Below are 14159 nucleotides of genomic sequence, written 5' to 3' on the forward strand. Positions count from 1 at the left end.
CCCCATGACACGCCCCGACGACGACTCCCCGCGGGCCCGCGCCGCGCTCGCGCTGCGCCGCACCCCCGTGGTCGACGGCCACAACGACCTGCCGGTCGCCCTCCGGGCCCGGACCGGCGGCTCGGTCGAGGGACTCGACGCGCACCGGCCCGAACTCCACACCGACCTGCCCCGGTTGCGGGCCGGCGGGGTCGGCGCCCAGTTCTGGTCCGTCTACGTCCCCTCCGACCTGCCCGAGCCCGAGGCCGCCGTCGCCACCCTGGAACAGCTCGACCTGGTCCACCGGCTGATCGCCCGCTACCCCGACCGGCTGCGCGCCGCCGCCACCGCCGAGCAGGCCGAGGCCGCGATCGCCGACGGCCGGATCGCCTCGCTGCTCGGCATCGAGGGCGGCCACTCGCTGGCGTCCTCGCTCGGCGTGCTGCGCGCCTACGCCCGGCTCGGCGTCCGCTACTTGACGCTCACCCACAACCACAACACGCCCTGGGCCGACTCCGCGACGGACGCCCCCGGTGTCGGCGGGCTCTCCGTGCCGGGCCTGGCCGTGGTCGCCGAACTCAACCGGATCGGCGTCCTGGTCGACCTCTCGCACACCGCCGAGTCCACCCAGCGGGCCGCGCTCGCCGCCTCCACCGCGCCCGTGATCTTCAGCCACTCGTCCTGCCGGGCCGTCACCGACCACCCGCGCAACGTCTCCGACGAGGTGCTGGCGCTGCTCGCCGACAACGGCGGGGTGGTCCAACTCACCTTCGTGCCGGACTTCGTGTCCGCCGAGGCCGCCGCCTGGCGGGCCGGGCTCGCCGCCGAACGGGCCCGGCTCGGCCTGCCCGAGCAGCAGTGGACCTGGCCGCGCCACCCCGCCCCCGGCGAGGACCCCGCCGCCGTCGCGGCGGAGGTCGCCGCGGCGTTCGCCGCCGGCCCGGGCGCGCCCCCGCCGCCCGAGCTGCGGCGCTGGATCGACGCCCACCCCCGCCCCGAGGCCACCGCCGCCCAGGTCGCCGACCACGTCGAGCGGGCCCGCGAGATCGCCGGAGTCGACCACATCGGCCTCGGCGGCGACTACGACGGCGTCGACCAACTGCCCGTCGACCTGCCCGACGTCTCCGGATACCCCGTCCTGCTGGGCGAGTTGGCGTCCCGCGGCTGGTCCGTCGGCGAACTGGAGGCGCTGACCGGACGGAACGTCCTGCGGGTGCTGCGGGAGGCGGAGGCGCTGGCGGTCGAACCGCTCTGGCCCCGGGGGTAACCTCGGGCCCGTTCCCGCAGCGCGGCACGAGGGGTCGAGATGGTCGAACCGGTGCACATCACCGGCGAGTGGGAGCTGCCCGGGCCCGCGCAGATCTTCGCGCACAACGCCCCGGCGGACATCGACGCCCGGCTCGGCGCGGCCCTCGACGTGCTGCGGGCCGAGGGCGCGGTCGCGGCCTACCGGGCCCTGAACAACGAACGGCGGATCAAGTACCTCGGGGCGGCGTTCTTCACCAAGGTGCTCCACTTCGCCGGTGCGGAGGGCGAGTTGCCCGGCCCCCACCGCCCGCTGATCCTGGACAGCGTGGTCTCCCGCGCCCCGCGGGCCTCGGGTGCCGTCGCCGCCACCTGGCCCGGCCGGGGCTGGCGGACCGCGCAGTACGCGCACTACCTGGCGGGCGTGCAGGCGTACGCGGACCGGGTCGGGGCCCGCCCGGACCAGGTGGAGTTGGCGCTGTTCCGGGCGGGCGGGAACCACTAGGAGGAGTTGACGGAGGGTCAGCTGTCGAAGCCGAGGCCGAGGCGGTCCAGGGTGCGGAGCCAGAGGTTGCGGCGGCCGGCGTGGGCGTCGGCGTGGTGCAGGGACCACTGGGTGAGGCCGATGCCGAGGGAGCGGACCGGTTCGGGCGGGAAGGGGAGCGGCTTGCGGCGGACCATCTCCAGGGCGGTGCGCTCGGTCCGCCGGCCGGAGAGGAGGTCGAGGACGGTCTCGGCGCCGAAGCGGGTCGCGCCGACGCCGAGGCCGGTGTAGCCGGCGGAGTAGGCGACCCGGCCGTGGTGGCTGAGGTCGAAGAAGGCCGAGAACCGGGTGCAGGTGTCGATGGCGCCGCCCCAGGCGTGGCTGAACCGGACGCCTTCGAGCTGCGGGAAGGTCCGGGCGAAGTGCCGGGCCAGGGTGGCGAAGGTCTCGGGGCGGCGGTCGCGCTCGTCGCCGACCCGGCCCCGGTACTGGTGGACCACGTCGTAGCCGCCGAACAGGACGCGGTTGTCGGCGGACAGCCGGACGTAGTGGAAGTGGTTGGCGCTGTCGGCCCAGCCCTGCCGGTTGCGCCAGCCCACCGAGGCGAGCTGGGCGTCCGTCAGCGGCTCGGTCATCAGCGCGTAGTCGTACACCGGCACGGTGTAGGGACGGTGGCGGCGCAGCAGGGACGGGAAGGCGTTGGTGGCGAGCGCGACCTTCCGGGCGGCGACCCGGCCGTAGGGGGTGCGGACGGTGATCGCGGCGGGGGTGTCGGCGAGCGCGGTGGCGGGGGTGTGCTCGTGGACGCGGACGCCGAGCGAGAGGCAGGCGCGCTTGAGGCCCCAGGCGAGCCGGGCGGGGTCGAGCATGGCGACGCCCTCGCGGTCCCAGACGCCGCCGAGGAAGGTCGGGGAGTCGATCTCGGCCCGGACGGCGTCCCGGTCGAGCACGTCCAGGGTGCCGCCGTACCGGGCCGCGAGGGCGGCGAACTCGGCGAGCTCGTCGACCTGGTGGGGTTCGGTGGCGACGGTGAGGGAGCCGCTGCGCCGCCAGTCGCAGTCGATGTCGTAGCGCCGGACGGCGTCCTGCATGGCGTCGAGGTTGGCCCGGCCGAGGCGTTCCAGGGCGGCGAGTTCGCCGGGCCAGCGCTGGTACCCGTTGCCGAGGCCGTGGGTGAGGCTGGCCTCGCAGAAGCCGCCGTTGCGGCCGGAGGCGGCCCAGCCGATCTCGCGGCCCTCGATCAGCACGACGTCCAGTCCGGGGTCGCGCTCCTTGGCGATCAGCGCGGTCCACAGGCCGCTGTAGCCGCCGCCGACCACCAGCAGGTCGCACCGGGCGTCGCCGACCAGGGCGGACTCCGGCTCGGGCCGGTCGGGGCGGTCCAGCCAGAACGGGGTGTACCGGACGTCCCGGAGGGCGTGGACGGGATCGGCCATGGCGGGGGCTCCTTCGGTGCATGGGGGCGCCCGGGCCCCGGAGCGGAGACGCAGGGCCCGGACGCGGCCATCAGACCGTGCGCCCGACGTCAACGTCAATGCCGTTGACGTAAGGGGTCAGCGGGCCCGGCGCGGCGGCCGGAGCGAGGAGGCGCGGATCTCCAGCCGGGTCGGGACGAGCGCGCCGGTCGACTCCCGGCTGCCGCTCTCCAGCGCGGCGATCAGCAGCTCGATGCCCTTCACCGCGACGGCGGCGGGCGCCATGCTCAGCGTGCTCACCGGCGGACGGGTGTGCTCCGCGGACGGCTCCTCGCTGGCGCACACCAGCAGCAGCTGCTCCGGGACGGCCAGGCCGGCCCGCCGCACCGCGTCCAGGACCAGCGGCGGGCCGGCCTCGGCCAGGACGAACAGCGCGTCCGGCGGGTCGCCGGGGCCGGTCAGCAGGGCGTCCACGGCGGCCAGCACCGGGCCGTCGCCGGGCCCGTCGGTGTACGCCTGACGCGGTGTCAGCCCGTGTCCGGCGCACCAGCGCAGGTAGGTGTCGGTGACGGCCCGGTGGAAGCGGGTCGCGGTGCCGGGGGAGAGCAGCGCGACCCGCCGGGCGCCCTGGCCGTGCAGGTGGTCGAGGACCTCGCGGACGGCGGCCTCGGCGTCCACGTCGACCCAGTGCGCGCCCGGGCGGCCCTCGACGGAGCGGTCGGTGAACAGCGGGACGCGGGCCGCCAGGAAGTCCTCGATCAGCGGGTCGTGGTCGACCGGGTCGGCGACGATCGCGGCGTCCAGCGGCAGGTCGGCCCACTCCTCGGGCCCGCAGCCGGCGGGCAGCAGGACCAGCGCGTAGCCGCGCTCCAGCGCCGCGGCGGCGGTGGCGCTGGTGAGCCGGGCGAAGTAGGGGGAGCCCAGGTAGCTGCCGCCGTCGGCGGCGAACTCGCCGACCGCGTAGCCGATCAGCCGGGCGTGGCCGGCCCGGAGCAGCCGGGCGGTGGCGTTGGGGCGGTAGCCGAGCCGGCGGGCCGCCTCGCGGGCGCGGCGGCGGACGTCCTCCGACATCCGGCCGGTGCCGTTCAGGGCGGCCGAGACGGTGGTCTTGGAGAGGCCGGCCTCGCGGGCCACGTCGACCAGGCGGATGCGGGGGGCCGGGCCCCCGGCGGGCGGGGTGTCGCTCATGTGCCGATGCTGCCAGGGCGGGTGAGGGCGCGTCATCCCCCGCGGACGGCGGGGCGGTCCGGTTCGGCGCGCTGTGCCGCACCGTTGCCGCACGCTGTGCCGAATCGTTCCCGCAGCCGGGGCGGGCCGTTGTCGCACCGTGATCCGAAAACGTTCCCGCGGAGGGTTGTGCGGGAACGTTCCCGCATCAATACTCCAACCCAACCCACAGCCCTCCCGACTCGAAAGGGGTGGGTTCTTCCGTGCGCCTCCTGCCGCGTTCCGCGAGATCCGCCTTCCGCTCCACCACCCTGCTGGCCGCCTGCGCCGTCCTGCTGACGGCCTGCTCGGGCGCCACCGTCAAGCCGGGCCCGGCCGCCGCCTCCGACGGCAGCGGCTTCGCCACCACACCGCTCGCCCCGGCCGCCAAGGGCCCGCTGTCCTCGTTCACCTGGTCGCTGTACGCCGAGCCGCAGACCCTCGACTACGCGCTCGCCTACGACTACCCGCCGAACACCGTCCTCGCCAACGTCTGCGAGCAACTGTTCCGGGTCACACCGGACTTGAAGATCGAACCCGGGCTGGCCATGAAGTCCGCCACCCCCGACCCGCTGACCCGGGTCTACACCCTGCGCGAGGGCGTCAAGTTCCACGACGGCTCGACGATGACCGCCGACGACGTGGTCGCCTCGCTGACCCGCCACCTGCTGCCCGCCACCGGCTCCGCCTGGGGATCGGCGTTCAAGAACGTCGTCGCGGTCAGCAGGACCGGCCCGCTGGAAGTCACCGTCACCCTCAGCAAGCCCGACGCGCTGCTCGACGAACTGCTCGCCGCCTCGCCCGGCACCGTGGAGAGCGCCAAGTTCCTGGAGAAGGCCGGGAAGGACTACGGCAGCCCCGGCACCGGCGTCGACTGCACCGGCCCCTACGCGATCGACACCTGGGCCCAGGGCGACAGCATCACCCTGCGCAAGAACCCCGCCTACTGGGACAGCGGGCTCGCGCCGAAGTCCGACAAGGTGAAGTTCGTCTTCGTCGGCGACCCCGCGGCCCGCGCCAACGGCTGGCTCTCCGGCGCCGTCGACGGCGGCTACATGGTGCCGTCCGCCTCGCTCGCCCAGCTCGACGGCACCGACAAGGGCAAGGTGTGGTTCGGCCCCAACACCGCCGCCGCCGACCTCGCCGTGCTCGACCTCCAGGGCACCCTGCGCGACCTGAAGGTCCGGCAGGCCCTGTCGATGGCGCTCGACCGCGACGGCATCGTCAAGTCCGCGGCCGGCGGCGTCGGCGTCCCCGCCAAGGCCCCCGCCGCGCAGGGCGCCTGGGCCCTCGTCCCGGACCGCACCGCCGGGTACTTCGCCCAACTGCCCGCCCCCGTCCACGACGTGGCCAAGGCCAAGCAACTGGTCCAGGAGGCCGGCGCCACCGGCAAGAAGGTGGTGATGGCCACCAGCTCGCTCGCCCCCGAGATCAGCGTGGTCGGCAACGCCGTCCAGGCCGCCGGCCGCGAGATCGGCCTCGACGTCGAACTGCGCCCCGTCGCCCCCGACGCCTACACCGCCCTGTTCACCGACCCCACCGCCCGGGCCGGCATCGACCTGGTCGTCACCAACGGCTACGACAGCACCCCCGACCCGCTGGAGTTCTACCAGTCGCTGCGCACCGGCGACTTCGGCAACTACGCGGGCTGGAGCAATCCCGAGTTCGACGACCTCTTCGACAAGGCCGCCGGCACCGCCGACCCGGCCGCCCGCGCCGACCTCACCGCCTGGCTCCAGCAGATCGCCGTCCGCGAACTGCCCAGCATCCCGCTCTACGAGGCCCCGTTCTCGGTCTTCCTCGGCAACCGGATCGCCGGCGCGCCGACCGGCATCCCCCAGCTCTACTACCCGTGGGCCGCGACGATCGGCGCCGCCCGCTGATGACCCGCTACCTGCTCGGCCGGGTCCTCGGACTGGCGGCGGTGCTGTTGGTGACCAGCTTCCTGGTCTTCAGCGCCGTGCACCTCGCCCCCGGGGACCCGGTCTCCTTCCTGCTCAAGGGCCACCCCGCCACCCCCGAGGCGCGGGCCGCGATCGCCGCCCAGTACCACCTCGACGACCCCTTCCTGGTCCAGTACGGCAAGTGGCTCGGCGGCGCGCTGCACGGCGACTTCGGCCGGTCCGTCCAATTCCGCCAGGACGTCGGCGAGTTGATCGGCTCCCGGCTGCCCGGCACCGCGCTGCTGATCGGGTACGCCGCCGTGCTGGTCTGCCTCGGCGGCACCCTGGTCGGCGCCGCCGCCGCGCTCCGCCCCGGCCCGCTCGACCGGCTGGTGCTGATCGGCACCGGCGTCGCCACCGCCACCCCGCCGTTCGTCAGCGCGATCGCCCTGGTCTCGCTGTTCGCCGTCCGGCTGGGCTGGTTCCCCGGCCCCGGTTCGCAGGGCACCGGGCTCGTCGACCGGCTCCACCACCTCACCCTGCCCGCGTTCGCGCTCGCCGTCACCCTGGCCGGCCTGCTCGCCCGGGTCACCCGCTCCGCGATGCTCGACGAACTCGGCCGCGACCACGTCGAGGCCGCCCGCTCCCGCGGCGTCCCCGAACGGCAGGTGATCCGCCGGCACGTCCTGCGCGGCGCCCTCGGCCCCGTCGTCACCGTCGGCGGCACCACCCTGGCCGGGCTGCTGGTCTCCACCTCCGTCGTGGAGACCGCGTTCAACACCACCGGGGTCGGTTCGCTGCTGGTGCAGTCCGTCGGCGCCAAGGACCTGCCCGTCGTCCAGGCCGTCACCCTGCTCACCGTGCTCTGCTTCGGCCTGGTCAACCTCGCCGTCGACCTGCTCGGACCGCTGATCGACCCGCGCACCGCGCGCACCGTCCGGCGCGGCCGGCGGACCGCCCAGGCCGGGCCGGACACCCCGACGGCCCCGACCGCACCAACCGGGCCGGGCGCCCCCGCGGGAGGAGCCGCATGACCGCCGCCGTCCTCACCGAACCCGTGCGCCGGCCACTGCTGCGCCGGCTGCGCGGCCTCGGCGGCGGGCCGCTGTTCACCGCCGCCGCGACCGTCCTCGCCCTGCTGGTCCTGGTCGCCGTCCTCGCCCCGCTGCTCGCCCCGCACGACCCGAACGCCGTCGACCTGCGCGACCCGCTGGCCGGCTCCGGGCCCGACCACCTGCTCGGCACCGACCAGTCCGGACGCGACGTGCTCTCCCGGCTGCTGCACGGCGCCCGCACCGGACTGCTCGGCCCCCTGCTGGTGATCGCCCTGTCCACGGCCGGCGGCCTGCTGCTCGGCACCGTCGCCGGCTGGTGCGGGGGCTGGGCCGACACCCTGCTCTCCCGCGTCCTCGACCTGGTCTTCGCCGTCCCCGGCCTGCTGCTCGCCGTCATGTTCGTCACCCTCTCCGGGCCCGGCATGACCGCCCCCGTGATCGCCATGTCGGTCGCCTACACCCCGTACGTCGGCCGCCTGGTCCGCGGCCTCGCCCAGCAGGAGAAGGCCCGCCCCTACCTGGAGTCCTACCGGGTCCAGGGCTGGTCCGGGTGGACGATCTGCCTGCGGCACCTGCTGCCCAACATCGCGCCGACCGTGCTCGCCCAGTCCGCGATCAACTTCGGCTACGCGCTGATGGACCTGGCCGCGCTCTCCTTCCTCGGCTTCGGCGTGCAGCCGCCCGCCGCGGACTGGGGCGCGATGATCAACGAGGGGGAGTCCGCGCTCCAGCAGGGCGCGATGATGCCCGCGCTCGCGCCCTCCGCGTGCATCGTGATCGCGGTCGTCGCCTTCGGCATCGTCGGCGAAGGCATCGCCGACCGGCTCGCCCGACGGGAGCGTTGATATGACGGACATTCATCAGACGTCGGATGATCGGACTGTCGATCATCCGGTTTCCGGACATCGGATTTCCGATGATCGGACCTCGGGGCGCCCCGGTCCGGAAGGTCCGGGTGGTCCGGCGGCCGGGGAACTGCTGCGGATCGACGGGCTGACGGTGCGGCTGCCCGGCGGGCGGGCCGCCCGGCCGCTGCTCGACGGGATCTCGCTGCACGTGGACGCGGGGGAGACCGTCGGACTGGTCGGCGAGTCCGGCTCCGGGAAGTCGGTGGCCTGCCGCAGCGTGCTCGGGCTGCTGCCCGACCGGGCCGTCACCGAGGGCAGGGTCCTGGTCCGCGGACGCGACGTGCTCACCGCCGGACCGGCCGAGCTGCGCGAACTGAGGGCCCGTCAGGTCGCCATGGTCTTTCAGGACCCGCGGGCCGCCGTCAACCCGCTGCACCGGATCGGCGACTTCCTCACCGAGGGCCTGCGCGCCGCCGGCACCCCCGCCGCGGCCGCCACCGCCCGGGCCGTCGAACTGCTCGCCGCGGTCGGCATCCCCGACCCGGCGGGCGCGCTGCGGCGCAGGCCGCACGAGTTCTCCGGCGGCATGCTGCAACGCGTCGTCATCGCCGCCGCGACCGCCGGGGAACCCGGCCTGCTGCTCGCCGACGAACCCACCACCGCCCTGGACGTCACCACCCAGGCCGAGGTGATCGCCCTGCTCACCCGCCTGCAGCGGCAGCGCGGCACCGGCCTGCTCTTCGTCACCCACGACCTGGAACTCGCCGCCGCCGTCTGCGACCGGGTCTACGTCATGTACGCCGGACGGATCGTCGAGACCCAGCGCACCGACGGCCTGTTCGCCCGCCCCCGGCACCCCTACACCGCCGGGCTGATCGCCTGCACCCCGCGCCTCGACCCCGGCGCGCCCCCGCCCCGGCCGGTCCCCGGCCGCCCGCTCTCGCTCGCCGAGAACCCGCCGGGCTGCGCCTTCGCGGCCCGCTGCGGACACGTCCGACCCCGCTGCGAGACCGAGCGGCCGCTCCTCCTCCCGTACGGCGACGGCCTGGCCGCCTGCCTGCGGGCCGACGAAGGGACCATCCCGTGACCACGACCGCCGGACCCGCCGCTGCCGGGCCCGCCGTCGGCACCGCCGGACTCGTCGTCGAGGGGCTGCGCAAACGCTTCGGGGAACGGACCGTGGTGGACGGCGTCTCGTTCGCCCTGGCCCCCGGCGGCTCGCTCGGCGTGGTCGGCGAATCCGGCTGCGGCAAGAGCACCACCGCCCGCATGCTGGTCGGCCTCGAACACCCCGACGCGGGCACCGTCGCCCTCGACGGCGCGGACCGCCTGGTCCGCCCGCGCGGCCGCACCGCCCGCCTCGCCCACGCCCGCGGCATCCAACTGGTCTTCCAGGACCCGTACTTGTCGCTCGACCCGCGCATCCCCGTCGGCGCGGCCGTCGAGGAGGTGCTGCGGCTGCACGGCGGCGACGGCAAGGCGCGGGTCGCCGAACTCCTCGACCAGGTCGGCCTCGGGACCCGCGAGGCCGCCGCGCTGCCCCGCGCCCTGTCCGGCGGCCAGCGCCAGCGCGTCGCCATCGCCCGGGCGCTGGCCGCCCGGCCGCGCGTCCTGATCCTGGACGAGGCGGTGGCCGCGCTCGACGTCTCGATCCAGGCGCAGATCCTCGACCTGCTGGCCGGCATCCGCCGCGAGCACGGCATCGCGCTGCTCTTCGTCAGCCACGACCTCGCCGTGGTCCGGCACGTCACCGAGCAGCTGGTGGTGCTGCGGCAGGGCCGGGTGGTCGAGTCCGGGCCCACCGCCACCGTCCTGACCGACCCCCGGCACCCCTACACCCGGCTGCTGCTGGACTCCGTCCCGCGCCGCGGCTGGAACCCGGACCGGATCGCCGAGGGACGGCGCGCCCTGGCGGACTGACCCCGGTCCCGACCCCGGTCCCCGGGGCGGCCCCGACCGGACGGTCCGTCAGGCGGAGGACGGGCGGGTGCTGGACGGGCTCGCGCACGTCCGGCACCACAAGTCAGTGCGTGGCGACTGCATCCACGGCGTCGGCGGTGGGACGTCGGCTCAGGTCGAACCGAGGAAGCAGGCGGGTGACTTCCTCCGCGCCGGTCCGGAGGTAGGTGCCGTCGTTCGCCGCAGTGTCTTCGATGTAGATCTCGTCCGCCAGGAAAGAACCGAGATGAGCGAACCTGGGGGCGAGTTCCCTCAACGCGTCCAGCGGTTCACCCTCGCAGTACTCCTCTTCGATCACCAGGTTCTTGATCCGCAGATGCTCGAGCTGCGGAAGAAGGGAGGAGTCTGCGAGGACGAGAAAATCGGTGCCCTCTTCCGGGTCGAAGTCGGCGTTTCCCAGATCGAGATTCCTGAGCTTCGGGAAGCGCTGCGGTGTGAGTTCGTCGAGGACGTCGTTCAGGAGGTGGACGCCATGCACGTTCTCGCGGACATCGACCTCCAGCGAGACGAGGTTCGGTGTCCCGGACGGGAACATCGACCTCGTGAAGGGGTACCCCCGTATCCGCAGCCGGGTGAGGGTCTCGTGCTCGACATCGTTGAAGAGGAAGCCGCCGTCGAGTTCCAGCGTGCGCAGTGCGGGAAGCGACCTCCACAGCGCTTCACCCGCCTCTGCGGAAACCACGCCCGTACCCATGTGATCCTCGGGGTCCAGCACCTTGCCCGCCGACGTCTCACCGGGTTCGCAGAGGTAGGTGAAGCCGTAGCCGTAGTACATGCGTTCCAGCCGGGGGCGTCGGCGGCCGGCCAGTGAGATCGCGGAGTGTTCGCCGGAGTGGTGGTAGTCGGTGAGGTGCAGTTCGAGTGTGCGCAGCCGGTGGGTGGCGGGGTGGGCGAGGAGGGCGTCGATCAGTGCGCTCTCCCACTGCTCGGGGTCGGCCGGGTCGATGGTCGTAGTGCGGGGGCGGTCGGTCAGGAGCCGCTCCACCAGGCTCCGGCGGTGCGGCCGGGTGTCTTCGGCCAGGCGGAAGCACGCCTCGTCGATGAAGCCGCGGGACCAGGTGAACTGCCAGGAGCCGTCCTCCCGCAGCCCGTCCAGTCCCAGTTGCCGTTCCACCTCCGCGTACGCCGCGGTCAGGCGGGACGGGTCCGCGTCGCCGTGCTCGCGGTGGTGCTCCTGCCGGATGGCCTCTCCCCGCAGATCGCCCTCCCGGGTCAGCAGGTCCGCGTGGGCGAGCCATGCCTCCCAGTCGTCCGACTCCGGAACGGCTGGGGCGTCGAAAAGGCTCATGTCGAGGATTCTCCGGGCCGGCGACGAGAGAAAGGGGCGGCTGGCGCACCGCTGGTTCCGCGGAACCTTCAGGGCGCATCGTCAATCACCGGCACCCTGGACGCCCCCTCTGACGCCGGCCCGCCCCACGGCGGCCTCCCGGTGGCAACCGCGGCCCGCGGCAGGCGAGGCGGGCGGAGCAGCATCCCTGCTCGGCCTTCTCGGAAACGAGTGGCTCCGAGAGACCACGGAATCCGGCCGGACCGCGTCCGGTTTGCCGCTGTTCTTCGTTCTCGCAGACTCTCGCAACTCGAACTCCGCACCGGTCCCCGGGCCACACTCCTACGAGCCCGCCGGCGTCCGCCAGTATGTCGAGCAGCAGGCCCCGGCCGTGAACCACCCAGGAGCAGCCATGACCGTCGTCCCCACCCGCAGCGGCCCCGTGCGCGGCGAGCGCCGCGCCGACGGGAGCGTCCGCTTCCTCGGCATCCCCTACGCCCAACCCCCGGTCGGGGCCCTGCGGTTCGCCGCCCCGGTGCCGCCCGTGCCGTGGACGGAGGTCCGCGACGCCACCGCCTACGGGCCGACCGCGCAGCGCCGTCCGTTCGCGGCCGTCACCACCATCCCCGAGCCGAGCGTCCCCGGCGACGGCACCCTCAACCTGAACGTCTTCACCCCCGACGCCCGCCCCGGGGCCGGGCTCCCGGTCCTGGTCTGGCTGCACGGCGGCGGGTACGTGGCGGGCAGCGCCGCCAGCCCCTGGTACGACGGCGCGGCGTTCAACCGCGACGGGGTGGTGCTGGTCGGCGCCGGCTACCGGCTCGGCGTCGAGGGCTTCCTGCACCTCCCGGACGCCCCCGACAACCGGGGCGTCCGGGACTGGATCGCCGCCCTGGAATGGGTCCGCGACAACATCGTGGACTTCGGCGGCGACCCCGCCCGGGTCACCGTCGCCGGACAGTCCGCGGGCGGCGGCGCCGTGCAGACCCTGCTCGCCGCCCCCACCGCCGCCGGACTGTTCCGCGCCGCGATCTCGGTCTCCGGCACCGTCCTCCAGCCGGACGCCCCCGCCGTCGCCGCCGCCCTCGCCGCCCGCACCGGACAGACCCTCACCGCCGCCGCGCTGCAGGATGCCGACGACGCCGAACTCCTTTACCTGCAGGACGAGTTGAGCACCATCGGCAACCCGCTGCTGTCACTCGCCCCGGCCACCGACGGCGACCTGCTGCCCCGGCCCGTCGCCGAGGCCGCCGCCGAGTCCGCGGTGCCGCTGATGCTCGGCTTCACCGCCGACGAGTTCACCGCCCCGAACGGCGGGGAACCCGACGACGGCGGGGAGTCCGGGGCGGCCGCTTTGGTGAGCCTGTGCGCGGCGTTCGGGATCGACGCCCGCCGCGCCGAACGGTTCCGGGCCGGACGGCCGGACGCCGGGTTCGGCGACCTGCTCACCGACCTGCTGTTCCGGGCCCCCGGCACCGCGCTCGCCGAGGCCCGGCGGGAACGCGGACTGCCCACCTGGCTCTACCAGTTCGACTGGGCCGGCACCGCCGAGGGGCGCACCGGCCAGGCCTACCACTGCACCGACCTGCCGTTCGTCTTCGACCTGCTCGGCGCGGAGGGCGTCGAGGCCGCCCTCGGCGCCGAACCCCCGCAGGCCCTCGCCGACCGGGTGCACGCCGCCTGGGTCGCCTTCGTCCGCGACCTCGACCCCGGCGCGGCCTGGCCGCCCTACGCGGACGACCGCGCCACCATGCGCTGGAACGACCCGCCGCGCACCGAGTCCGACCCGCTGCGGTCCGTCCGGGAGACCTGGCACGGCTGACGGGACGTCAGCAGGCCCGGCGCAGCAGGACGCCGCGGCTGCCCGGGGCCCGCGGGCCGGCGCCCGGGGCGGCCAGGTCGATCTCCTCGACCAGCAGCCAGCCCTGCTGCGTCGAGAGCCACGGGCGCAGCCGGCCGTCCAGGGCGGGCGGGGTGAGGGCGACGAACAGCAGGTCGGTCGGCAGGGCGTGCAGCAGCTCCAGGTCCTGGCCGGGGCGCAGGGCGTCGATCAGCAGGACCGCGCCGAAACGGCGGCGCACCGGCGGCGGATCGGCCAGGTCGCTGGCGCTCAGCCGCAGGCGGGCGCGGCCGCGGAAGGCCGCGAACAGCCGGGCCCGCAGGTCGGGGTCGGCCTCCCCGGCGTGCACCGTGTACCCGGCCTTCAGCAGCCGCCGGGTCAACGCGCCCTCCCGCGCGCCGAGTTCGGCCAGCGCCCCGCTGCCCGGCGGCCGGTGCCGGGTCACCCAGGCGGCGGTGGCGTCCAGGAGCGCCTCCTCGTAGCGATCGCCTTCGGCGGCCACCAAGGTGTCGGTCACGGACTCGTCCCGTCGGGAGGGGGCTTCGGTACGGCCACGGACGCCCGTCCGGGCGGGCCTGTTCCGACCCTAGCCAGCGGATTCGTTCGTGGTCCATACCACCACGTCGAAAAGTTTACCGTTCACTGTCAATTCATAGGGTGCAACGTGTCAAGCGGATGGTGAGGGATCGGGGGAGGGGGATGGGGAGGGGGAGGGCCGGTTCATGGGGTGCGACGTGTCAGGCGGATGGTGAGGGATCGGGGGAGGGAGAGGGGCGGCGAGGCGGCGAGGGGAGGGGAAGGGGATGGGGCGGGGCAATTCACGGGGTGCGACGTGTCAGGCGAATGGGTGAGGGATCATGGGGAGGGGGAGCGGGGAGTCCGGGGCGGGAACGGGGCGGGGGCCCCCCGGGGGGGTGGCCCCCCGCCCCCCGGGGGGGGGGGGGGGGGGGGGGCCGAAAAAGAGTGAAACAGCGAGGA

The 14159-nt window shown here is 74.8% G+C and carries 12 protein-coding genes; 8 read left to right on the top strand and 4 right to left on the bottom strand.

The window, feature by feature from the left end; translation table 11 throughout:
• Positions 1 to 4 precede the first annotated feature (4 nt).
• Together ACIQBJ_RS33845 and ACIQBJ_RS33850 are read left to right on the top strand one after the other, a co-directional pair.
• Positions 5 to 1246 (top strand): dipeptidase, encoded by a 1242-nt coding sequence (locus ACIQBJ_RS33845; protein WP_400718486.1) that lies wholly within the window; start codon positions 5 to 7, stop codon positions 1244 to 1246.
• Between the two features lie 39 nt (positions 1247 to 1285).
• A complete protein-coding gene (locus ACIQBJ_RS33850; protein WP_400718489.1) occupies positions 1286 to 1729 on the top strand; it encodes a hypothetical protein in 444 nt (147 codons plus the stop codon).
• A 17-nt stretch (positions 1730 to 1746) separates the two neighbouring features.
• Here ACIQBJ_RS33850 and ACIQBJ_RS33855 read toward each other — a convergent pair whose 3' ends face one another.
• Positions 1747 to 3144 (bottom strand): NAD(P)/FAD-dependent oxidoreductase, encoded by a 1398-nt coding sequence (locus ACIQBJ_RS33855; RefSeq protein WP_400718491.1) that lies wholly within the window; start codon positions 3142 to 3144, stop codon positions 1747 to 1749.
• A 117-nt stretch (positions 3145 to 3261) separates the two neighbouring features.
• Positions 3262 to 4311 (bottom strand): LacI family DNA-binding transcriptional regulator, encoded by a 1050-nt coding sequence (locus ACIQBJ_RS33860; protein WP_400718493.1) that lies wholly within the window; start codon positions 4309 to 4311, stop codon positions 3262 to 3264.
• 242 nt (positions 4312 to 4553) lie between these two features.
• Here ACIQBJ_RS33860 and ACIQBJ_RS33865 point away from each other — a divergent pair, with 242 nt between their 5' ends.
• From ACIQBJ_RS33865 to ACIQBJ_RS33885, 5 genes are all read left to right on the top strand, one after another.
• A complete protein-coding gene (locus ACIQBJ_RS33865) occupies positions 4554 to 6212 on the top strand; it encodes an ABC transporter substrate-binding protein (protein ID WP_400718496.1) in 1659 nt (552 codons plus the stop codon).
• Entirely contained in the window at positions 6212 to 7246 is a 1035-nt protein-coding gene (locus ACIQBJ_RS33870; RefSeq protein ID WP_400718541.1) for an ABC transporter permease, read from the top strand. The genes ACIQBJ_RS33865 and ACIQBJ_RS33870 overlap by 1 nt, the downstream gene beginning before the upstream one ends.
• Positions 7243 to 8112 (top strand): ABC transporter permease, encoded by an 870-nt coding sequence (locus ACIQBJ_RS33875; RefSeq protein WP_400718498.1) that lies wholly within the window; start codon positions 7243 to 7245, stop codon positions 8110 to 8112. Before ACIQBJ_RS33870 ends, ACIQBJ_RS33875 begins: the two co-directional genes overlap by 4 nt.
• A 148-nt stretch (positions 8113 to 8260) precedes the next feature.
• On the top strand, positions 8261 to 9202 hold the full coding sequence (locus ACIQBJ_RS33880; protein ID WP_400718542.1) for an ABC transporter ATP-binding protein: 942 nt from the start codon (positions 8261 to 8263) through the stop codon (positions 9200 to 9202).
• Positions 9199 to 10035 carry an ABC transporter ATP-binding protein gene (locus tag ACIQBJ_RS33885; RefSeq protein ID WP_400718500.1) on the top strand — a complete coding sequence of 279 codons (837 nt, stop codon included), beginning with the start codon at positions 9199 to 9201 and terminating at the stop codon, positions 10033 to 10035. Before ACIQBJ_RS33880 ends, ACIQBJ_RS33885 begins: the two co-directional genes overlap by 4 nt.
• Positions 10036 to 10138: 103 nt before the next feature.
• On the opposite strand, the gene ACIQBJ_RS33890 is transcribed toward ACIQBJ_RS33885, so the two are convergent.
• The gene (locus ACIQBJ_RS33890; RefSeq protein ID WP_400718502.1) at positions 10139 to 11362 is read right to left on the bottom strand and encodes a hypothetical protein; all 1224 of its coding nucleotides are present in this window, start codon (positions 11360 to 11362) and stop codon (positions 10139 to 10141) included.
• Between the two features lie 391 nt (positions 11363 to 11753).
• Here ACIQBJ_RS33890 and ACIQBJ_RS33895 point away from each other — a divergent pair, with 391 nt between their 5' ends.
• Entirely contained in the window at positions 11754 to 13163 is a 1410-nt protein-coding gene (locus ACIQBJ_RS33895) for a carboxylesterase/lipase family protein (protein ID WP_400718504.1), read from the top strand.
• Positions 13164 to 13170: 7 nt separating this feature from the next.
• On the opposite strand, the gene ACIQBJ_RS33900 is transcribed toward ACIQBJ_RS33895, so the two are convergent.
• Positions 13171 to 13698, bottom strand: coding sequence for a hypothetical protein (locus ACIQBJ_RS33900; protein ID WP_400718506.1), 528 nt, complete (start codon positions 13696 to 13698; stop codon positions 13171 to 13173).
• Between the last annotated feature and the right edge of the window lie 461 nt (positions 13699 to 14159).

The sequence above is a fragment of the Kitasatospora sp. NPDC088391 genome, assembly GCF_044753345.1.
Lineage (GTDB): Bacteria > Actinomycetota > Actinomycetes > Streptomycetales > Streptomycetaceae > Kitasatospora.

Excerpts from the sequence above, each read along its gene's own strand:
- ACIQBJ_RS33875 (WP_400718498.1), top strand. The coding sequence starts at position 7,243 with ATGACCGCCGCCGTCCTCACCGAACCCGTGCGCCGGCCACTGCTGCGC.
- ACIQBJ_RS33895 (WP_400718504.1), top strand. The coding sequence starts at position 11,754 with ATGACCGTCGTCCCCACCCGCAGCGGCCCCGTGCGCGGCGAGCGCCGC.
- ACIQBJ_RS33850 (WP_400718489.1), top strand. The coding sequence starts at position 1,286 with ATGGTCGAACCGGTGCACATCACCGGCGAGTGGGAGCTGCCCGGGCCC.
- ACIQBJ_RS33890 (WP_400718502.1), bottom strand. The coding sequence starts at position 11,362 with ATGAGCCTTTTCGACGCCCCAGCCGTTCCGGAGTCGGACGACTGGGAG.
- ACIQBJ_RS33870 (WP_400718541.1), top strand. The coding sequence starts at position 6,212 with ATGACCCGCTACCTGCTCGGCCGGGTCCTCGGACTGGCGGCGGTGCTG.
- ACIQBJ_RS33845 (WP_400718486.1), top strand. The coding sequence starts at position 5 with ATGACACGCCCCGACGACGACTCCCCGCGGGCCCGCGCCGCGCTCGCG.
- ACIQBJ_RS33855 (WP_400718491.1), bottom strand. The coding sequence starts at position 3,144 with ATGGCCGATCCCGTCCACGCCCTCCGGGACGTCCGGTACACCCCGTTC.
- ACIQBJ_RS33860 (WP_400718493.1), bottom strand. The coding sequence starts at position 4,311 with ATGAGCGACACCCCGCCCGCCGGGGGCCCGGCCCCCCGCATCCGCCTG.